21 protein-coding genes and 5 tRNA genes are annotated in these 20,006 nt (G+C 61.1%); 8 read left to right on the forward strand and 18 right to left on the reverse strand.

Annotation, left to right across the window (positions count from 1 at the left end; genetic code table 11):
- Positions 1–558: sodium-independent anion transporter (locus B3M53_RS06305; RefSeq protein ID WP_286799949.1), on the forward strand; the 558-nt coding region annotated here is incomplete at its 5' end.
- 5 nt (positions 559–563) lie between these two features.
- Here the strand turns inward: B3M53_RS06305 and B3M53_RS06310 are convergent.
- From B3M53_RS06310 to B3M53_RS06330, 5 genes are all read right to left on the reverse strand, one after another.
- Positions 564–983, reverse strand: coding sequence for a hypothetical protein (locus B3M53_RS06310; RefSeq protein WP_022699449.1), 420 nt, complete (start codon positions 981–983; stop codon positions 564–566).
- Between the two features lie 24 nt (positions 984–1,007).
- Positions 1,008–1,084, reverse strand: a tRNA-Arg gene (locus B3M53_RS06315).
- 98 nt (positions 1,085–1,182) lie between these two features.
- Positions 1,183–1,488, reverse strand: coding sequence for an ETC complex I subunit (locus B3M53_RS06320; RefSeq protein ID WP_022699448.1), 306 nt, complete (start codon positions 1,486–1,488; stop codon positions 1,183–1,185).
- A 70-nt stretch (positions 1,489–1,558) separates the two neighbouring features.
- A tRNA-Pro gene (locus tag B3M53_RS06325) sits at positions 1,559–1,635 on the reverse strand.
- A 44-nt stretch (positions 1,636–1,679) separates the two neighbouring features.
- Entirely contained in the window at positions 1,680–2,243 is a 564-nt protein-coding gene (locus B3M53_RS06330) for a DUF192 domain-containing protein (protein ID WP_273147660.1), read from the reverse strand.
- A 162-nt stretch (positions 2,244–2,405) separates the two neighbouring features.
- Here B3M53_RS06330 and ppa point away from each other — a divergent pair, with 162 nt between their 5' ends.
- Complete coding sequence (ppa, locus tag B3M53_RS06335) at positions 2,406–2,936, forward strand: inorganic diphosphatase (RefSeq protein ID WP_022699446.1); 531 nt, start codon at positions 2,406–2,408, stop codon at positions 2,934–2,936.
- A 129-nt stretch (positions 2,937–3,065) separates the two neighbouring features.
- Here ppa and B3M53_RS06340 read toward each other — a convergent pair.
- The 5 genes from B3M53_RS06340 to B3M53_RS06360 all read right to left on the reverse strand — a co-directional run bounded on the left by B3M53_RS06340 (position 3,066) and on the right by B3M53_RS06360 (position 6,566).
- Positions 3,066–3,140 (reverse strand) — tRNA-Glu (locus tag B3M53_RS06340).
- A gap of 167 nt (positions 3,141–3,307) precedes the next feature.
- Positions 3,308–3,382, reverse strand: a tRNA-Glu gene (locus B3M53_RS06345).
- Between the two features lie 89 nt (positions 3,383–3,471).
- Positions 3,472–5,253 carry a single-stranded-DNA-specific exonuclease RecJ gene (gene recJ / locus B3M53_RS06350; protein ID WP_286799951.1) on the reverse strand — a complete coding sequence of 594 codons (1,782 nt, stop codon included), beginning with the start codon at positions 5,251–5,253 and terminating at the stop codon, positions 3,472–3,474.
- A gap of 5 nt (positions 5,254–5,258) precedes the next feature.
- Positions 5,259–6,218: a class II fructose-bisphosphatase gene (glpX, locus tag B3M53_RS06355; protein ID WP_286799952.1), complete on the reverse strand. Its 960-nt coding sequence runs from the start codon at positions 6,216–6,218 to the stop codon at positions 5,259–5,261.
- A 39-nt stretch (positions 6,219–6,257) separates the two neighbouring features.
- Positions 6,258–6,566, reverse strand: coding sequence for a hypothetical protein (locus B3M53_RS06360; RefSeq protein ID WP_022699443.1), 309 nt, complete (start codon positions 6,564–6,566; stop codon positions 6,258–6,260).
- 93 nt (positions 6,567–6,659) lie between these two features.
- Between B3M53_RS06360 and phaC the strand changes: the two genes are divergently transcribed.
- Positions 6,660–8,657 (forward strand): class I poly(R)-hydroxyalkanoic acid synthase, encoded by a 1,998-nt coding sequence (gene phaC, locus B3M53_RS06365; RefSeq protein ID WP_286799953.1) that lies wholly within the window; start codon positions 6,660–6,662, stop codon positions 8,655–8,657.
- Here the strand turns inward: phaC and B3M53_RS06370 are convergent.
- Positions 8,654–9,280 carry a class I SAM-dependent methyltransferase gene (locus tag B3M53_RS06370; protein WP_022702231.1) on the reverse strand — a complete coding sequence of 209 codons (627 nt, stop codon included), beginning with the start codon at positions 9,278–9,280 and terminating at the stop codon, positions 8,654–8,656. The two genes, phaC and B3M53_RS06370, sit on opposite strands and share 4 nt — an antisense overlap.
- Positions 9,281–9,382: 102 nt before the next feature.
- Between B3M53_RS06370 and B3M53_RS06375 the strand changes: the two genes are divergently transcribed.
- Positions 9,383–10,309 (forward strand): LysR family transcriptional regulator, encoded by a 927-nt coding sequence (locus tag B3M53_RS06375; RefSeq protein ID WP_286799955.1) that lies wholly within the window; start codon positions 9,383–9,385, stop codon positions 10,307–10,309.
- Between the two features lie 37 nt (positions 10,310–10,346).
- The gene (locus B3M53_RS06380; protein ID WP_286799956.1) at positions 10,347–11,777 is read left to right on the forward strand and encodes an alkaline phosphatase PhoX; all 1,431 of its coding nucleotides are present in this window, start codon (positions 10,347–10,349) and stop codon (positions 11,775–11,777) included.
- Between the two features lie 73 nt (positions 11,778–11,850).
- Here the strand turns inward: B3M53_RS06380 and B3M53_RS06385 are convergent, their stop codons facing one another.
- From B3M53_RS06385 to rplM, 3 genes are all read right to left on the reverse strand, one after another.
- A complete protein-coding gene (locus B3M53_RS06385) occupies positions 11,851–12,681 on the reverse strand; it encodes a TauD/TfdA dioxygenase family protein (protein WP_286799957.1) in 831 nt (276 codons plus the stop codon).
- 128 nt (positions 12,682–12,809) lie between these two features.
- On the reverse strand, positions 12,810–13,313 hold the full coding sequence (gene rpsI / locus B3M53_RS06390; RefSeq protein WP_028284845.1) for a 30S ribosomal protein S9: 504 nt from the start codon (positions 13,311–13,313) through the stop codon (positions 12,810–12,812).
- A 5-nt stretch (positions 13,314–13,318) separates the two neighbouring features.
- Positions 13,319–13,783 carry a 50S ribosomal protein L13 gene (rplM, locus tag B3M53_RS06395; RefSeq protein WP_022702226.1) on the reverse strand — a complete coding sequence of 155 codons (465 nt, stop codon included), beginning with the start codon at positions 13,781–13,783 and terminating at the stop codon, positions 13,319–13,321.
- Positions 13,784–14,045: 262 nt separating this feature from the next.
- Here rplM and B3M53_RS06400 point away from each other — a divergent pair, with 262 nt between their 5' ends.
- Positions 14,046–15,071 carry a hypothetical protein gene (locus B3M53_RS06400; protein WP_286799959.1) on the forward strand — a complete coding sequence of 342 codons (1,026 nt, stop codon included), beginning with the start codon at positions 14,046–14,048 and terminating at the stop codon, positions 15,069–15,071.
- On the opposite strand, the gene B3M53_RS06405 is transcribed toward B3M53_RS06400, so the two are convergent.
- Positions 15,068–16,144, reverse strand: coding sequence for a COX15/CtaA family protein (locus B3M53_RS06405; protein ID WP_286799960.1), 1,077 nt, complete (start codon positions 16,142–16,144; stop codon positions 15,068–15,070). The two genes, B3M53_RS06400 and B3M53_RS06405, sit on opposite strands and share 4 nt — an antisense overlap.
- A gap of 163 nt (positions 16,145–16,307) precedes the next feature.
- Here B3M53_RS06405 and B3M53_RS06410 point away from each other — a divergent pair, with 163 nt between their 5' ends.
- Positions 16,308–17,489, forward strand: a complete 1,182-nt coding sequence (locus B3M53_RS06410; RefSeq protein WP_160093428.1) for an acyl-CoA dehydrogenase family protein — start codon at positions 16,308–16,310, stop codon at positions 17,487–17,489.
- A 30-nt stretch (positions 17,490–17,519) separates the two neighbouring features.
- Positions 17,520–18,644 carry an acyl-CoA dehydrogenase family protein gene (locus tag B3M53_RS06415; protein ID WP_286799961.1) on the forward strand — a complete coding sequence of 375 codons (1,125 nt, stop codon included), beginning with the start codon at positions 17,520–17,522 and terminating at the stop codon, positions 18,642–18,644.
- Positions 18,645–18,700: 56 nt separating this feature from the next.
- On the opposite strand, the gene B3M53_RS06420 is transcribed toward B3M53_RS06415, so the two are convergent.
- The 3 genes from B3M53_RS06420 to B3M53_RS06430 all read right to left on the reverse strand — a co-directional run bounded on the left by B3M53_RS06420 (position 18,701) and on the right by B3M53_RS06430 (position 20,006).
- Positions 18,701–19,237: a MarR family winged helix-turn-helix transcriptional regulator gene (locus B3M53_RS06420; RefSeq protein WP_286799963.1), complete on the reverse strand. Its 537-nt coding sequence runs from the start codon at positions 19,235–19,237 to the stop codon at positions 18,701–18,703.
- Positions 19,238–19,310: 73 nt separating this feature from the next.
- Positions 19,311–19,388 (reverse strand) — tRNA-Pro (locus B3M53_RS06425).
- Positions 19,389–19,514: 126 nt separating this feature from the next.
- A complete protein-coding gene (locus B3M53_RS06430) occupies positions 19,515–20,006 on the reverse strand; it encodes a MerR family transcriptional regulator (RefSeq protein WP_022702220.1) in 492 nt (163 codons plus the stop codon).

Genomic DNA, 20,006 nt, shown 5'->3' on the forward strand with positions numbered 1-20,006 from the left:
GTGATGTTCATGGTGGTGATCGGAACGTTCGCCTGGAACTCGCTCCGGATCATGTTCAAGATCCCGCGCTCTGATGCGCTGGTGATCGTTCTGGTCACGGTGGTGACCGTTCAGTACGACCTGGCCGTGGCGGTCGTCGCCGGCGTGATCGTATCCGCGCTCGTCTATGCCTGGCGCTCGGCGAAACGTCTGCATATTTCAGCCCATGACAGCCATACGGTTCCGGGCGCGAAAACCTATGAACTGGACGGCCCGCTCTTCTTCGCCTCGACCGACAATTTCAGCGAACTGTTTGATATCGAGAACGATCCGGATGTGGTGATCGTGGACTTCAAACGCTCGCGTGTGGTCGACCAATCCGCTCTACAGGCGATTGAGGACCTGGCGCTGAAATATGAAGCCAGCGGCAAGGAGCTTCGTCTGCGTCATCTGTCTCGAGATTGTCACCAGCTTCTGACGAAAGCCGGTCAGCTGATGATCGATTCCGATGATGATCCGGAATACCAGATCGCGACGGACTATTCGGTGAAGACGGGCGCGTTCGGCGGCGGTCACTAGAGCCGCTATTGGGCTGACCGCCCCATCAGCCAGTAGATGGCGTCGTGGCGCTCTTCAAACAGGCGCATTTCCACGGCGCCGCCGCCGGTGGGGAAGAACCGCGTCCAGGCGTCGACCGTATCCCGGATGCTGTCCTTCACGCCATAGAAGGCATTGAATTGCCGTGTGCGGGACTTGTCGCCGAAATCGCGCGCGCGTTGATTGGCGAAGCTGACAAGATCGGCGGAGGTCAGGGTGATCTCTTCAACCTCTGTGAGATTGATCAAAGTCCGGCCATGGGTCGAGATCGGGCCAACCTGCATATAGGTCATGGCTTCGCGAACCGCCGGCGCATCCATACAGGCCGGATAGATCACTTCCAGAATGTCGCGATCTTCATCGAAGACGAAGCGGAGTCGCCCCTGCCCTGAAATAGTGTCCGACATGACTGCCCCCGTGCCTTCAGCCCATGGCGACCCCGGTAGGACTCGAACCTACAACCGTCGGATTAGAAGTCCGGTGCTCTATCCAGTTGAGCTACGGGGCCTGACCGTCACCCTCATTAGAACGGAACGCCGCATCCTGTGAAGATACGGCGTTGCGGGAAAGGGTCAGTTTTAAGGGCTGCCTTGCGGCGGCTTGGCCTTAGTGCGACCAGGGTTCCTTGCGATCCGCATCGAAATTGGCGGCGTAGGATTTGATCTTGCGCGGGGTTTCGCGCACTTCACGGACCTGGAACGCGATGCCGTAACGCTGTGCGTAAGACACAGCGGCGTCCTTGGTATCGAAATGAAGGTGGATCTGACGGCGGGTGTCGCCGCTGGACGACCAGCCCATCAAGGGGTCGGGACGCTTGGCCATGGCGGGTTCAAACTCCAGCACCCAGTCCTGAGACTTGGCGCGGCCTGATTGCATGGCGGTTTTTGACGGGCGGTAGATCTTCGCGAACATGATTCTCGTCCAGACGTGGCTGTCGACAGTCCTGTCTCACCCAAAGCTTCCTAAGAAGCCCTGAAGATAATGGTCGGGGCGGCAAGATTCGAACTTGCGACCCTCTGGTCCCAAACCAGATGCGCTACCAGGCTGCGCTACGCCCCGACATGCAAACCGTTTAGGGGGCTGCGCCGTCCGGCGCAAGCACCCTAGCGCTGCGGATCTGTTTCTTCCGCAGTCTCATCGGCAGCCATCGGCGCCTCTTCGTCGGAGACATTGTCAAACAGCGGGTGTCGCACCAGGTCGCCCGGCTCGATGCCCAGCTCCAGCGTGCGCCCGCCATTGAGCTCCACCACTGCAATCACGCGATAGTCTGACGACATGGGGCGACGTGAAAACGGCTGCGCCCCGGTGACGATCTTGGCGATCTCGCCATTGGCCCGCACATAGAGAATGTCGAGCGGGATGATCGTGTTCTCCATCCAGATGGAGATGAAATCCTCACGCCCGAAATCAAACAGCATGCCGGCGTCAGGATCCATGGATTCGCGATGCATCAGCCCCCGCTCACGGGAGTCATCGGTGTTTGCGACTTCCACGGTGAAGGTGTGCGAGCCGAAATCCCCTTCGATGGTCAGCGGGTCAGGACCGCCATACTCAACGATAGCGTCAGGCGCAGTGGGGTCGATAGACTGCGCCAGGGCGCAGCCGGCGGAGCCGAAACCGACAAGTGCGGCGGCAGCCAGGGCAAGAATGCGAGTTCCGATCATCATGGGCGGCAAGCTAGCTCCGCCCGCCTTTGCGCGCAATCTCTCAACGCGCCTGCAGACGGTCTGAAAATCAGAAATTGTCTTGCACCGCACAAATCACTTGCAGCTGGACGCTCAACACGGTTTTTTGCGCGCCAACATTCGCGTTTCGCTGGAGGACTATTCGTGCGCATTGATAAAATCAGCGCCGGCGTGAACCCGCCTGAAGACATCAACGTCATCATCGAGGTTCCCGTCGGCGGCCAACCGGTCAAGTACGAGCTGGATAAAGACTCAGGTACGGTTTTCGTCGACCGCTTCCTGCACACCCCGATGCGCTATCCGTGCAATTACGGCTTCATGCCGCACACCCTGTCAGATGACGGCGATCCCATCGATGTGATGGTTCTGGGTCAGACCGAGCTGGTGCCGGGCTGCGTCGTGCGCGCCCGTCCGATCGGCGTGCTGATGATGGAAGACGAGAGCGGCCAGGACGAGAAGATCCTCGCGGCCCCGCACGCCAAGCTGACCCCGTTCTATGACGACATCAAAGACTATAACGATGTCCACGGCGCTCAGCTGGCGCGCATCACCCACTTCTTTGAGCACTACAAGGATCTCGAGCCCAATAAATGGGTGAAGGTTCAGGGCTGGCATGGCGTCGAACGCGCCCGCGAGATGATCACGGCCGCCATGGAGCGCGCGAAGAAGGCCTAGCCCTCTTGCCGATGAAGACTTGAAGACGGCGCACGGGTCTCTCGTGCGCCGTTTTTCATGCGCAGGCCACAAAGGCGCGACCGTTCGCTGACGCGGTTCTGAGACGATTGTGAAGAGAGGCGAGGCGCGTGGCAGGCCCTAGGGGAATCGAACCCCTCTTTCCAGGTTGAAAACCTGGCGTCCTAACCGATAGACGAAGGGCCCGCAGCGCGTCGGGAGCGGTCGTATACCGGTCCCCATAGTGTGTGGCAAGCGACCAATTGCAGGGTGCGTCCGCCAGCTGCAGAGCTGAAGGCGTTCGGCCTAAATCAGTCTGCACAAAAAGAAAAACCGCCACGAGGGCGGTCAGTCCGTTTTGATTTTCACACCGATGGCAGGCCCTAGGGGAATCGAACCCCTCTTTCCAGGTTGAAAACCTGGCGTCCTAACCGATAGACGAAGGGCCCGCATCGGTGTGGAGGCGGTGATATATCTGTCCCGGCGGTGTCATGCAAGCATGTCTGTGTAGGTTTTACAGCAATCGGTGCAGATCGTTTCAGTCCGCCTTGGCCAGATCTTCCAGATGCAGTTCCGCCTTGCGTCCATAGCGATTATCTTCGGCTTTCAGTTTGCCCGCCACGTGCCACAGCCCGTCCGGACCATTCAGCAGCGCCTGCCCCATCGGACCGTCAGCGGTGCGGAAGCTGATCCCGGTCAGACGCCCGCCGCCCGGCGATTCAAAGGTGAAACGCACATGATCGGTTCCGACCCGTTGCGCGTAACTGCGCCGCAAGGATGAGAACGCGAATCGCGGTTCGGGATTGCCGGCCCCATAGGGCGCAGCGGCGGACAGGGCCTCGCAGAACTCAAAACTGACAGCAGAGGGGCTGACGACGGCGTCCACCTGATAGGTGCGCGCTTCATCCGCCCTCGCCCATTCATCCTTGAGTGTTTCAGAGAGAAATTCAGTCAGCTCACCGATTCGCGACGCCTGGATCGTCAGGCCGCAGGCCATGGCGTGACCGCCGCCCGCTTCCAGCAGTCCCGCTTCACGCGCCGCTGCAACCGCGCCGCCCAGATTGACCCCGGCGCAGGATCGGCCGGAGCCTTTCCCAAGACCGGTTTCAGGATCAATGCCGATGACGATGGCGGGACGGTTGAAGCGTTCCTTGATCCGGCCCGCCACAATGCCGATGACGCCGGGATGCCAGTGATCGCCGGACGCGACGAGGATAGACGTGTCATCTGCAATGGATTGCGCTTCGACCTGGGTCTGCGCCTGCTCCAGGACATCGGATTCAATGGCCCGGCGTTCCGCATTGAGGGCATCCAAAGTCTGGGCGATATGAGCGGCTTCCGCTGGATCGGTCGTCATCATCAGGCGCGCGCCGAGATCAGACTGCCCCACGCGACCACCCGCATTGATGCGCGGCCCCAGCAGGAAACCCGCATGATAGGGCGAGGCCGGCCCTGTGACGCCCGCAGCGGCCGCCAAGGCCGCCATGCCGGGACGCGTCCACGCGCTCATCACTTTCAGTCCCTGGGTGACGATCGCCCGGTTCACACCCGTCAGCGGCACCACGTCACAGATCGTTCCAAGCGCGGCCAGGTCGGCAAAATCGAGTATATTGGGTTCAGCTTGATCCTTGAAAGCGCCGCGTTTGCGCCCTTCCCGGTTGAGCGCAGCCAGCAGCACGAACGTCACGCCCGCCGCCGCCAGATGCCCGCAACCGGACGCATCGCCCGGCTGATTGGGGTTCACCAGCGCATCCGCCGGGGGGATCTCGCCGTCCATCAGGTGGTGATCAATCACCACAACGGGCAGATCCATCTTGTGCGCCGCAGTCAACGGCCCCACGGACGCTGCCCCGCAATCCAGCGTGATGACCAGTCGAGCGCCTTGTTCTTTGAGATGTTTCAGCGCCGGAGCGTTCGGGCCATAGCCTTCCTCAATCCGGTCTGGCACGTAGATGATGGGTTCTGCGCCCAAAGCCCGCAGCCAGCCGCCCAGCTGAGCGGCGGAGGTGGCGCCGTCCACGTCGTAATCTGCGAACAGCGCGATCCGATCGCCCGCCTCGACAGCGTCCCAGATGCGCACAGCGGCCTCGTCCATGCCTTTCAGGCTGGTCGGATCGGGAAAGCTGTCGCGCAGTTTGGGGGCAAGGAAAGCCGGGGCGGCGTCAGCGGTCAGTCCGCGCGCCGCCATCAGCCGCGCCAGAGCGTCAGAGACGCCCGTAGCGCGGGTGATTGCTTGTATCGCTGCGTCGTCAGCCGCTTTCAACCGCCAGGTCCGCCCGCCCAGAGACTGGCGGACGCTAAAGAGCGGTTCGGCGGACATCGGGCTCAAGACTGATGCGGGCGCCGGGTGGTGATGACGCGGCGCATCCCGGAAGCGGACGAGAAGACGAGAGATTGTGTCTCCACATACCCGGGGCCGAAGGTGACGCCGGAGACCATTTCGCCATGGGTCACGCCTGTGGCGATGAACAGGCAATCCTGAGACGCCAGCTCTTTAAGATCGTATTTGCGATCGAGATCTGCGATCCCGACGCGCTTGGCGCGCTCGCGTTCGTCATCCGTCCGGAAATACAGACGCCCTTGCATCTGGCCGCCCAGGCATTTCAGGGCCGCTGCGCTCAAGACGCCTTCAGGCGCGCCGCCGCGACCGATATAAATGTCCGCCTCGCCGTCAGGATCGGCAGCGTTGATGCAACCCGCCACATCACCATCCGTAATGAAGTTGATGCGCGCGCCGGTCGAGCGGATCGACTCGATGATGTCTTCATGGCGTTCGCGATCCAGCACACAGGCGGTCATGTCAGACGGAGCGACGCCCTTGGCTTTCGCCAACGCTTTGACATTGTCCGCCGGGCTGGCGTCCAGATCGATGACGCCTTCAGCATAGCCCGCGCCGATGGCGATCTTGTCCATATAGGTATCTGGCGCGTTCAAGAGGCCGCCTCGCGGAGCCAGCGCCAGAACGGCCAGAGCGTTCGCCATGCCTTTCGCGGTCAGGCTTGTGCCTTCGAGCGGATCCAGGGCGATGTCGATTTCAGGCCCCTCGCCCGTTCCCACTTCCTCGCCGATATACAGCATGGGCGCTTCGTCGCGCTCGCCTTCGCCGATGACGATACGGCCTTTCATCTCGGTCGCATTCAACCCGGTGCGCATGGCGTCCACAGCGGCCTGGTCGGCGGCGATCTTGTCGCCTCGTCCCACAAGGGCGGAGGCGGCGATAGCGGCCATTTCAGCCGCATTCAGCGCGCCGGTGACAAGACGATCGAGGGCGAAACCATCGGACATGGGGAGTCTTCCTTCAGGCAATCCGGAGTAAATCGGTGTTTATTGCGGCGGTTGGGTGCGGGCGCGCTGTTCAGCGGCGTAACGTTCAGAATCAGGGTCGGGACCGCGCAGCGCCTGGCCGGCCTCCAGGACAGCGAGACCGCTTTGCAGCACATCGGCTTCGTGCAGGTGCAAATCGGTGCGTTCATCCTCGGACAGGCGCAGCGTCGGCACGAAAACAGGCGCAGCATGGGCCGGTTGCGCCGCCAAAGCGTCATCGGTCCAGCGAGGATCCTGGTGGGCTGGCGCCATCATGCAGCCGGTGAGCAGCATGGATGACAGAAGAAGAAATGCTTTTTTCAGTGTCATGGCCTTCCAGCGACCTCCTGACCGGTGGACGCGGTCGTGGCTTTCTATACGCTTTGTCCCGTGGCTGTCACCCACTGTAAGGAGTCCGGGCGAATGACAACGCGCAAATCATCTTCCAAGTCCTCTGACGGATCGCAAGCCGAACCGAAAAAGACATCGACTCCGAAAGCGTCCGTCTCGAAGGCGAAAAAGCCGACGACCAAGCGGGCTCCCAAAGCCTCTGCGGCGAAAGCCAAGAGCAAGACTTCAGCCGATGCTCCGAAACCGCCGCAGCCCGATCAGCAGGACGAACTCCTGAGCCATATGCCTCAAGCGTATCTGGAGAAGCTGGACGAAATTTCTCGCAATGTGCTCAAGGCCTCCTTGAGCGGTCAGAAGCTCCTGAGTGAGCGCGTGCGCCGGTCGCTGGAAGGCGATCCGTCCATGATGCCTCAGGCCGACCCGCTTCACGCCAATCCAGAGGTGCTGAACACCTGGGAGCATATCCTGTCTGACCCTGAATTGCTCATGCAGTCCCAGGCAGACCTCTATGCCGGGTATCTGGATCTGTGGTCGAACGCCACACGCCGGATGATGAGCGGTGAAGCGTCGGATCCGGTGATCACGCCTGACCCCGCTGACAAGCGCTGGAAATCTGACGCCTGGCGCGATCATCCGCTGTTTGACGCCATGAAGCAGTCCTATCTGCTCAATCAGAGATTTCTGATGGGTCTGGTGGAAGGCGCCAAAGGGGTTGATGAAGCGACCAAACGCAAGGTCCAGTTTCTCACCCAGCAATTGGTGGACGCCCTCGCCCCGACCAATTTCGCCCTCACCAACCCCGAGGTGCTGGAAGAAATCGTCAAGACAAAGGGCGAAAACCTGACGCGCGGCCTGATGCGTCTGGTGGAAGACCTGGAACGCGGCGACGGCCGCCTGGCGCTCAGCCAGACCGACATGACGGGCTTTGAAGTCGGCAAGGACCTCGCCACGACGCCCGGCCAGGTGGTTTATCGCAACCGGGTGATGGAACTGATCCAGTACGAACCGGTGACGGAGCAGGTTCGCAAGCGACCCTTGCTGATCGCCCCGCCGTGGATCAACAAGTTCTACATTCTAGATCTGCGCCCGCAGAGCTCGATGATCCGTTGGCTGACCGAACAGGGCTTCACGGTTTTCCTGATTTCCTGGGTGAACCCTGATGCGTCCATGAAGGACGTGACGTTCCAGGACTACATCAAAGAAGGCTTGTTTCAGTCGCTCGAAGTGATTGAAGAGGTGACCGGAGAACATCAGGTCGACACGGTCGGGTATTGCATCGGCGGCACCATGCTGGGGACGGCGCTGGCCTGGATGGCGGCCGAGCACGATGACCGCATCGCTTCCGCGACCTTCTTCGCCGCCCAGCATGACTTCAAGCTCGCCGGTGACTTGCTCGTCTTCGCGGATGAAGAATGGATCGCTGAAATCTCACGCCTGATGGACGCTCAGGGCGGCGTTCTGGACGGCCGCACCATGGCGGACACCTTCAACATGCTGCGTTCGAACGATCTTGTGTGGTCGTTCGTGATCAAGAATTATCTCTTGGGCCGAGAGCCGCAAGCCTTTGATCTTCTATACTGGAACGCCGATCAAACCCGCATGCCCAAGGCGCTGCATCTGTTTTATCTGAATGCGTTCTATCGCCAGAACTTGCTCGCGGAGGGCAAGCTGGAGCTGGAGGGTCATCTGCTGAACATGAAAGACGTCCAGATCCCGATCTTCATGCAGGCGAGCCAGAAAGACCATATCGCTCCGGCCGACAGCGTGTACCGATCGGCCCGCCTGTTTGGCGGACCGGTTGAATACATGATGGCGGGCTCAGGCCATATCGCCGGCGTGGTGAACCATCCCGACGCCCAGAAATATCAGCACTGGATCAACACCAAGCTGCCTGAAACGCGCGAAGACTGGATGAAGGATGCAGTCGAGCATCCCGGCTCCTGGTGGCCGCACTGGCGAGACTGGCTGCTGGCGCTCAGTGATGAACAGGTTCCCGCCCGGCAACCGGGAGGCGGCGTCAGAGAACCGCTCTGCCCGGCGCCGGGGGAGTACGTGAAGGTTCGAAGCTAGAGCAAAGGCTTGCGGGCGATGACAAACACCGTCGGCGCTTTCGCCGGACGGTGGGTATAGGTGATGTCAAACCCCGCCTGCCGCATTTCGTCGATCAGCCGTGTTTGGCGGAAAATCTGAAAATCTGGCCAGCCGCCAAACAGACGCATGATCGGCTTGATCAGCGCCAGAAACCACATGCCGTCTCCCAGACAGGCCGTGCTGGTGATGAACACCCCGCCCGGCTTGAGCAGATCATAGCTCTGCGTCATCACCTCGCGCCTGTTTGGCAGGAGGTGCAGGACGTTTAGGCCCAGGACGACGTCAAAGCTCTCATTGGGTTCAGCCAGGTCTGCAACGTCGATGGCTTGAAAGCGCACATTCTCCACACCGGCCTCCGCCGCCCGCTCATGAGCGATCTCGATCATCCCGTCAGATAAATCTGTCGCGATGATCTCTTTCACGAAGGGCGCATGAAGCAGCGCGGTGGAGCCGGTTCCGCATCCAAACTCAAGCACGCGCGAGTCTGGCGTGAAGCATTCGCGCGTCTTTTCGAGCTTGTGCTGGTAGGTCGCTTCATCGGCGATGGGATCTGCGGCGTATTTGCGCGCAATGCGGTCCCAGAAGGCTTTGTCGTTCGACATGGGGAGGTCCTGACCGTCTTTATTTTTGTCTTTGTCGTTCGATACCCCGCGCCAGACTATTTGGATATTGTGTAAATAAGCGTATCTGATATACGCAAAACGATGAAGTGGTCAGCGCTCGATTTTGACTGGAACCAGGTTCGGGCCTTTGTCGCTACGGCGCGGGAAGGCTCGTTCTCCGCCGCCTCCAGAGCCTTGGGGCTTACGCAACCCACATTATCGCGGCAAGTCAGCGGTCTGGAAGCACGTCTAGGCGTCACCTTGTTTGAGCGCGGCAAACGCTCAATGGCGCTGACCCAGGCCGGAACCGCCATGCTGGAGCCGGCAGAACGGATGCTTGAGGGCGCTTTTGCGCTCTCGCTCGCCGCCGATGGTCACGCGTCCACCTTGAAAGGCGTAGTGACGGTGACCGCCACCAGCCTCTACGCCATGCAGTATCTGCCCCCTGTCGTGGCGCAATTGCGCACGCTGGCGCCTGACCTGCAACTGGATCTGATCGCCTCCAACTCGGTTCAGGATTTACGGCGACGCGAGGCTGATATCGCCATTCGTCATGTGCGTCCCGAACAGGACGACCTGATAGGAAAGCTGGTCAGCGAGCACTCAGCGGGCTTGTACGCCTCTCCATCCTATCTCGACCGGATGGGGCGTCCGGATACGCTTGCAGACCTTTCAGATCATCATTTCATCGGTTTTGACGACGCGGATCGCTCGTTTGAGTATTATGAGGACATCGGGATTTCGGTGCCCAAAGACCGCATGCAGGTCCGCAGCGGCTATGGTGAAGTGCTGGTGTCCCTGACACGAGAAGGTCTTGGCGTTTGCATTCTGCCTTGCGGGTCATATTGCGAGGGTCTCGAGCGCGTCCTGCCCGATCAGGTACGCATCAACTTCCCGGTCTGGCTGGTCACGCATCGGGAATTGCAAACCAATCCACGCATCCGGCTGGTTTTCGACCATCTGGCCCAGGCGCTCAAACAGCCTGACGATGAAACGCCAGCGTCACATACCTGGCCTAAGATGCGCTGATTTCACATTTAGCCTGACCCTGGTTCGGGAGCCGTCCATGTCTCTGTCACGCCGTCGCTTTCTCGCAAACGCCGCCGCCGTCAGCACGGCGTTCAGCGCCCTGCCGCTTCTGAGCGCTCGCGCTCAGGCCCAAAACACGAGCGGCTATATCAACCAGGTTGAGGGCTATGGCGCGTTACAGGCCGACCCCAACGGCCTGTTCGACCTTCCGGCCGGGTTTGACTATGTGACCCTGTCTGAAACCGGTGAGACCATGGATGACGGCCTGATCGTACCGGGCGACCATGATGGCACGGCGTGTTTTCCAGGCCTTGAAGACGGTCAGGTCATACTGGTCCGCAACCACGAGCTCTCCCCCGACCAGTTTGATGAATCGCCCTTCGGCCCTGACGCCGCCGGGCTCTCCCGCATCGATGCCGACAAGCTCTATGATCATGAAGCGGGCGGCCTGACGCATCTGGGCGGGACCACCACCGTTCATGTGGACCTCGCCACACGCCGCGTCGTTCGCCAGTTCCTGTCGCTGGGCGGCACGGAGCGTAATTGCGCTGGCGGACCGACGCCCTGGGGCAGCTGGATCACGTGCGAGGAAAGCCTGACGCAAGCCGGCGACGGGTCTGGCCGACGTGATCACGGCTACGCGTTTGAAGTGCCTTCACAGGCGATGGGCCTCGTCAACGCGGAACCGCTCACCGCCATGGGCCGCTTCAACCGTGAAGCCTGCGCCATCGATCCGCGCACCAATATCGTCTACCAGACCGAGGACGCCCGCCCCTCGCTGATCACGCGCTTCCTGCCAGAGGTCGCTGAGGCGTTGCACCGTGGCGGACGTCTGCAGGCGCTGGCCATCACAGGCCGTCCGGGCCTGAACACCCATAATTGGGACGCCAATGCGCAAACAGTCGATGTTGGTGAAACCTTGTCGTGCGAATGGATTGATGTGGATGGCGTCGACAACCCGCACAATGATCTCGCCAGCCGCCTTGTGGAGGCCGGCGCTGCGAATTTCACCCGCGGTGAAGGCATGTGGTTCGGCGACGGCGAAGTCTTTTTCTGCTGTACCGATGGCGGGCCTGAGCATATCGGCCAGATCTGGCGCTATCGCCCCTCACCCTCCGAAGGACAATCGGGCGAAACCGATCAGCCCGGTGAGCTGACCTTGCTGGTCCAGACGACGGACCAGCGCATTCTGGAAAAATGCGACAACATTACTGTCGCCCCCTGGGGCGATCTGGTGGTGGTTGAAGATGGCCGCAACGAACAGTTCATTCGTGGCGTCACGCCCGATGGCCGCGTCTATACGATCGGCCGCAACGCCGCCTCTGACGCCGAAGGCGATTACAGTGAGATCACCGGTCCCTGCTTCTCGCCCGACGGCTCAACCCTGTTCTTCAACGTGCAAAATGGTCCGGGGCGGACTTTCGCGGTCAAAGGCCCGTGGGAAACGCGGTCGCTGGCGGACGTCTGATCGGGGCGACGCACCCGACGAGAGTTCAAGTCACGGGCGGCGCTGCATCAGCGTCGCCCGTTTTGATGAGGACTCAGTAAAGCGTGATGCGGTGCAGTTCGCGGCGATAGCCTTCATAGCCGCCGGTCGCCTTGTGAACGACACTGCGGTTGTCCCACATCACCAGCATGTCTTTCTCCCACTTCTGGGCGAAGACGAATTCCTCACGTGACTGCCAGGCGTTGAGCTCCAGGATCAGGTCAAGGGCGGTCTTGTCGTCCACGCCCTCAAACCCGATCAGATAACCGATTCCGCTGAGAAAACCGCGTCTCCCAGTTTCGGGATGAATGGGCGCGAGCGGGTGGGTGTAACGAATGTGGGCGGCCTCTTCGGACGGACGGATGTCCATGGCGCCGTTTTTCGTCACATCGCCATACGCGCCTTGCAGCGAATAGCCCATCACCGGGGAATGGATCGCCTTGAGATCAGCGAACCGCGCACGCATTTCTTCAGGCATGGCGTCGAACGACAGATGCTGGTTGGAAAACAGCGTGTCGCCGCCCATGGGCGGGATGTCGAGACTGTAGAGCACCGTGCCCTTGGGCGGATGCTCCAGAAAGCTCCAGTCTGAATGCCAGTGCTCGGCGAAGATCGGATTGGTGTCCGTGGCTTCGCGTTTGACCGCGGCGATATGGGTTCGGCCCGGAATAGGGTTGAAGTACGGGTCCTCGCCAAACCGGCCGAACTGAAGCGAAAAGGCCTCAAGCTGGTCGTCGTCGAGTTTCTGATCGGGAAAGGCCAGCACGTGATGGTCCAGCCAGGCCGCTTGTATCTCCGCGATCTCGCTGTCTGAGAGCGGCTTTGACAAATCCACGCCGCGCACCTCTGCGCCGCAGGCCCCACCGCTGGGCGTCACCTCAATCATGATCTCTCCTCCCGTTTTTATGTTTTGGGAGATGAGAGCATGAGCGCTGCGATCATGAAAGCGCAGCGCAAACGAAAAAGGGCGGCCCAAACGAGCCGCCCTTCCCCAAAGTCGATTTGAAAACCGTCTTAGCGCTTCGAGAACTGGAAGCTACGACGGGCTTTCTTACGGCCGTATTTCTTACGCTCAACCACACGGGAGTCGCGGGTGAGGAAGCCGCCAGCCTTGAGCACGCCGCGCAGGGAGGGCTCAAAATAGGTCAGCGCACGGGAGATGCCGTGACGAACCGCGCCGGCTTGACCGGACAGGCCGCCGCCTTTGACCGTGCAATACACGTCAAATGCGTCAACGCGTTCAGCCGTTTCAAACGGTTGAGCGATCAGCATGCGCAGAACCGGACGTGCGAAATACACTTCCTGTTCGCGGCCATTGACGATGATCTTGCCGGAGCCCGGCTTGATCCAAACGCGCGCCGTGGCGTCTTTACGACGACCGGTCGCGTAAGCGCGGCCGAATTCGTCGATTTTCGGCTCAGCGAGCACTTGCTCTTCCGGAGCTTCCGGAACGATTTCGGAGCCTGCATCCTGCAAAGCAGACTTCAGGTCTTCCAGGGAACGAGCTTCATCAGCCATGGTCATTAGCCCCGCGCGTTCTTGGTGTTCATGGACTTGAAGTCGATGACTTCAGGATTTTGTGCTTCGTGCGGATGCTCCGCGCCAGCATACACGCGCAGTTTGGTGAACTGCCCGCGCGCCAGGGAGCTATCCTTGGGAAGCATGCGCTTGACGGCCATCTCGACCACGCGCTCAGGGAAACGGCCTTCCAGCACTTTACGCGGAGAGGTTTCCTTGATGCCGCCCGGGTGACCGGTGTGGCGATAGTAGCGCTTGTCTTGGAATTTACGGCCCGTGAACACCACCTTGTCAGCGTTGATGACGATCACATGATCGCCGGTATCAACGTGCGGGGTGAACTCGGGACGGTGCTTACCGCGGAGACGCGTGGCGATGTACGCTGCCAGGCGGCCAACAATGGCGCCCTCTGCGTCGATCACGACCCACTTTTTCTCAACGTCCGCGGGCTTGGCGGTAAAGGTCTTCATCGCTCTGCCTTGGTGTCCGTTCGCCATGACAGGGCCCATCCCCGTCACGAAGGTGAGCGGCTTCTACGCGGGCCAAACAGTCGCGTCAACACCTGTTGTGAAGTTCGCTGTATTTCAGACACTTACGAATACGGTATTGGGCTACCTCATCATTTGGTCCTCACGAACTTCTGACAGGCTGCACGCGTCATGTGACGGCGTCCAGGATTGAATATAGTGTGCGCTCACACACAATTTCGCCTGTTCATCGCAGAGGCCGATCATGACCGTACGCCGCTCCCGCCTACTCCTTACCGCAGCTCTCGCCGGCGGACTGTTCTGGATGGCGGGATGTGAAGCGCCGGACCCGGAAGGTGATGGCGTCGACCCTTCTCAGCAAACGCGCAGCGCCATGGTCACCGGCGCTTTTGACTCCGCTGGCCGTGCTGAATCGCTCCTGTTTCTTCCCAATGCGGATGCGCCCTGGACGGGCTTGCTGGCGGCGTCGCTGACAGGCGGCGGCTTTGACATCTTCAATGTTGACGGCCAGGTGCTGATCAGCGCTGGCGGTCCGGAACTGCGCGGCCTGGCGGGCGTGCCTGACTTTGCGTTACGCGGCGAGACCTTTCCGATGCTGTTCGGCGTCGATGATCTGGGTGTGTTGCGCAGCTTTGTCGTCGTGCGTGAAACCCGTGAAGTGATCGAGTTGCCGCTTGAGACCGAAGCGACGCTCTCACCTGCTGCTGGCGTCTGTCTTTATGATCAGGGCATCGGCTATGTGGAGCTGGCGCTGCTGGGCGAAGACGCGTCCGCGCAGCTCGTGCGTATTCGGGATGCTGGCGGCGAGGGGCTGACCCTTGAAAGCCGAGACGCCCGAGCCCTGCCCTTCCCGGCCCGATCTTGTGCAGCGGCCAACGAGGACCTTCTGGTCGCCGGACCGACCGCCGGGCTCTCGCGCGTGTCTCCCAGCGGTGAACAATCCGCCTTCGCCTCCGGCCTCTCGGTGTCGGATGTGGCTTATACTGAATTGCTGGGACGCCCTGTCGCCCTGATCGCTTCATCACAGACCGGTCTTGTGTCTGTCTATGACGCCCGCACGCTGGATCTGATCACAGACGTGCAGTTTGAAGACGGCTTCAGCGCGCCGGCCTTTGTCAGGCCCACAGCACTCGCGATCACCGAAAACAATTATGGCGGCATGGCGTTTTCGAGCGGCATCCTGGCGACTTATGACGCGGCGGATTCGCAGATCAAGCTGGTTGCTCGCGAGGTTCTGTCACGGACTGTGGTGAACCCTGAGGACGCCTAGCGCGTCGCTTCGGACTCTACCGGAACCGCACCCCGCGCCGCCGTCCAGGCCAGCCCGCCGCTGGCGAGGAACAGGATGATCGCGCCCGCCTGGTGCATCAGCGACAGCGAGAGCGGCGCGACATGGATCAGGGTGACGATGCCCAGAACCACCTGAACGATCAGGGCTGCGGCCACGACATGCCCCATGCGCTTGAGTTCAGGCGCCGGGCTTTTGATCACCGTCCAGCACAGCCATAAACCGCCGGCCAGCAGGAGATAGGCGAACCAGCGATGCTGGAATTGCACGGCCGGACGGCTTTCAAAAATCGCCTGCCAGAACGGCATGCCGCTGAGATAGTCGTCGGGGATCAATTGACCTTGAAAGCCTGGCCAGGTGTTGAAGATCCGGCCCGCATCAAGCCCCGCGACGAATGCGCCGAGCGCAATCTGCACCAGCACTGCGGCCCAGAAGACCCAGGACCAACGAAACAGCCGGGACCGGGTCAGCGCTTGCGCCTGGCCATATCGCAACTCGAGCGCCGTCCAGAGCGTCAGTCCCAGAATGATGAAGGCCATGCTCAGATGGGTCGCCAGCCGGTACTGGCTGACGTCCAGCCGGTCCACCAGCCCTGAGGACACCATCCACCAGCCGATCGCGCCCTGAAGCCCGCCCAGGCCGAACAACACCCACAAACGCGGCAACAAACGGCGCGGCGCCTGACGGGTCGCCAGAAAGAACACGAAGGGTGCGAAATAAACGAGACCCAACGTCCGCCCCAGTTGGCGATGCCCCCATTCCCACCAGTAGATGAACTGGAACTCGGCCATGCTCATGCCGCGGTTCTGTTCCTGGTATTCGGGGATCTGACGGTATTTTTCGAGTTCGGCTTCCCAACCCGCTTCCGTCAGCGGCGGCAGCGCGCCGGTGACCGGTCGCCATTCCGTGATCGACAGGCCCGAATCTGTCAGACGAGTCGCCCCGCCCACGACGATCATGGCGCACACAAACAGCCCCACCACCACAAGCCACCAGAACATGCCGCGATGCGTGTCGGCGGCGGTGAAAGGCTTAGGTAAAGCGTGCGCAGTCATGTCAGATCCTGATCGAACCAGTCGTCTTTATAGCTACATATCTGACAGGCGGCCGGGGGCAAGGCGCCCGTGCGGCGAATGGTCAGTGCATGAGGCGTTCGATCAGGACTGGCCAGAAACTGCTTAGCGCCTTACCTTTCTATCAAACGCAAGGGAGGAGCGCATCATGTCGCTTGAGAATTTCCGCAAGGAAACAAAAGATTGGCTCCAGGCCAACTGTCCTGAGAGCATGCGCCAGCCGATCCGGTCCGAAGCCGACATCTGCTGGGGCGGCCGCAATTGGACCTTCGCCAGCGATGATCAGAAACTCTGGCTTGAGCGCATGGCCGAACGCGGCTGGACCGTGCCGACCTGGCCGACCGAATATGGCGGCGGCGGTCTGAGCAAGGACGAAGCCTTCGTGCTGAAAGAGGAATTGAAGGCGATCAACGCCCGTTCGCCGCTCGACAGCTTCGGCATCTGGATGCTTGGCCCGGCGCTTCTGAAATACGGCACGCACGAGCAAAAGCTGAAATTCCTGCCGCCGATCGCCCGCGGTGAAATCCGCTGGTGCCAGGGCTATTCAGAGCCGGGCGCGGGCTCTGATCTGGTCTCCCTGCGGACCAAGGGCGTGCTGGACGGCGACCATTACACCGTCAACGGCCAGAAAGTCTGGACCTCATACGCCGACCAGTCTGACTGGATTTTCGCCTTGGTTCGCACCGAAGCGGATGCGCCGAAATATAACGGCATCTCCTTCCTTCTGATCGACATGGACCAGCCCGGCGTGACCACCAAGCCGATCAAGCTGATCTCGGGCAAGTCGCCCTTCTGCGAGACCTTCTTTGATGACGCCAAGGCTCTGGTGGAGAACCGCGTCGGCAATGCCGGCCAGGGCTGGGAGATCGCCAAATACCTGCTCAGCCACGAACGCGCCGGCATCGTGTCCGAAGCCGCTTTTGGCGGACTGAACCCGGTCAGTGCGGCGCATCAGTCCGGTGAAGTCGAGGCGGACGGCAAAATGTCTGACCCGATCCTGCGCGGCGATGTGGCGCGTCTGACCATTGATGGTCTGGCGTTTGAAGCCACCATGCGCCGAGTCAAGGAAGAAGCCGACCATGGCGAAGGCGTGGGCGCACGCGCGTCCTTGCTCAAATATATGGGCACCGAGCTGAACAAGCGCCGCAATGAGCTGAACATGTCGGCTCTGGGCTCTGACGGCCTGCTTTGGGAAGGCGAGAAAGAGAGCGATGGCGATCCGGCTCGCTCCTGGCTGCGCTCGCGCGCCAACTCCATCGAGGGCGGCACAAGCGAGATCAACCTCAACATCGTCGCCAAGCGCGTATTGAACCTGCCGGGCGCGTAAGCCGCGTCTTTCAGAGTAAGGAATTAATCGATGAGCTTTGTTCTCAACGAAGACGAACAGATGCTGCGCGATTCAGCGCGCGCTTTCCTTGGCGAATCCTCGCCCGTGACCGCCCTTCGCGCCTTGCGTGACGAGAGGAGCCCGACCGGCTTCTCGGCAGAGCTGTGGTCGTCCTTTGCGGAAATGGGCTGGAGCGGCGTTCTGGTCAGCGAAGACCATGGCGGCGTGGATATGGGCTATGCCGCTGCAGGCCTGGTGCTTGAGGAGATGGGCCGCACCCTCGCCTCATCGCCTTTCCTGTCCACGTCGGTTCTGGCGGCCACCGCCTTTAACCTGGCGGGCACGGATGCGCAGAAATCAAGCTGGCTTCCCAAAATCGCCGCCGGTGATACCGTCATTGCGATCGCACTGGACGAACGCGCCCGGCACAATCCCGACCATATCGAGACGCGCGCGAAGAAAGACGGCAACGGCTTTGTTCTGTCAGGCAAAAAGCGATTCGTGAATGAAGGCGCTGGCGCGGACATGCTGATCGTCGTCGCCCGTACGGATGACGACCAGATTGGCTTTTTCCTGGTGGATCCCAAAGCGAACGGCGTCAGCCGCACCGACCGCCGGACGCTCGACAGCCATGTGCCCGCCGATTTCGACTTTGACGATGTGAAGCTGGATGGCGACGCCTATCTGTCGGGCGCTGAAGACGCGGACGCAGCCTATCGTCGTCTGCTGGACGCCGGCCGGGCTTGCCAGGCGGCGGAATCCCTGGGCGTCGCCGAACAGGCGTTTGATGACACCATCGCCTATATCTCTGAACGCGAGCAGTTCGGTGTGCCGATCTCGAGCTTTCAGGGCTTGCAGCATCGCGCCGCCCACCTTCTGGGCGAGCTGGAGCTGACGCGTTCGCTGGTGCGCCGGGCGCTCACCACGCTCGACACCCAGCCCAGCCAGGCGCCGCTCTGGTGCGTGGCGGCGAAGGCCAAAGCGACGCAAGTGTCACGGCTCGCGACCGCCGAAGGCATTCAGATGCACGGCGGCGTCGGCATGACCGACGAGTACGATATCGGGCTGTACTACAAGCGCGCGCAAGCGGCGGGCGAATTCATGGGCGATGACGCCTTTAACGCTGGCGAAGTGGCGCGGATGAGCGGCTACTAGGACGCCGCTTGTCTCCAGATCAAGGCGGGGCCGTTTCGCGGCTCCGCCTTTTTTGTTCACGCGGGATCTGAGTCTGTCGCCGTGTCGGTCTGCTCCTGGGCCGGATCCAGTCCCATTTCATAAAGCTGCTTCATCTCGCCTGCCAGCAAGATCGGCGACGCGTCAATGTCCTCGGCGTCCATCAACTCCGCCACGCGCTGGACTGACGCGATCAGCATATGCTGTTCCCAGCTGGGCAGCTGGCGGAAAGCGCGCAGAAAGCCTGCCTGCAGGAGTTCCGGCGCAGTGTCAGCCTTCTCGAGCCCCGCTGATGTCAGCCCCACCATCACGACCCGGCGGTCGTTTTCGCTACGGCGACGAACAACCCATCCATGATTTTCCAACCGGTCGAGAATGGACGTGATCGTCGCCTGGCTCAACGACACAGCCCGCGCAATCGCGCTTGGGGCCATTTCGCCATCCTTGCGCAAGGCTTGGATGACGACGAGCTGCGGTGCGGTGAGCCCCGAGCTTTTCACAAGTCGTTTGGAGTGAATATCAATCGCGCGCGTAATCCGGCGCAAAGCGATCAGGATTTCATCATAATCAGTCATCGAACCCATCATGAACTTGCGCGAACGCGAGACGACTGCGTCGGCTTACCATGAGTTTGTTCAGAAAGGGAAATGGTCGGAACGGCGAGATTCGAACTCGCGACCCCTGGTCCCCCAGACCAGTGCGCTAACCGGGCTGCGCCACGTTCCGACGTTTCAGTCTCCGAACAGGTCCCGGCGTTCGGAGAGGAGAGACGTATAAGGGCCAAAAAGCGGACAGGCAACCATTCAGCGCGGTCTGTGGCAGACCTGATGCAGCCTTGTGGCGGCGCTGCGCTCAGGCCGTCTTCTCAAGCACTTCAGAGAGCCGCGCCCTCGCCTGCTCCAGACGTGACAGCGCGCTTCGCGCCAAGTCGATCTGACCGCCAGACAAACGCGTCGCGTGTGGCTGCTCCGCACTTTGAAGCGTCACCGGCCTATCATCCGACGGGGCCGCAGCTTCTGTAGCTGCCGGTGAGGCTTTGACATCCAGAGCAGGGTCCGGGCTGGGCGTGCTGGCGTCCGCCAGGGCCGCGACCGACGCGACGCCATGCTCGCGCAGATACTTCTGCGCGCCCTTGATGGTGTATCCGTCATCGTAAAGCAGCCGGCGCAGGCCTTTGAGGAGCTGAACGTCCTGGCGGCGATACATGCGCCGACCACCCGCACGCTTGACCGGTTTGAGCTGGGCGAACTTGCTCTCCCAAAATCGCAAGACGTGAGGGGGCAGCCCCGCCTCCTCCCCGGCTTCGGATATGGTCCGGTAAGCGTCTGGCGATTTGTCGCTCAT

This window comes from Oceanicaulis sp. UBA2681 (assembly GCF_002354675.1).
GTDB classification, from domain to species: Bacteria; Pseudomonadota; Alphaproteobacteria; order Caulobacterales; family Maricaulaceae; genus Oceanicaulis; species Oceanicaulis alexandrii.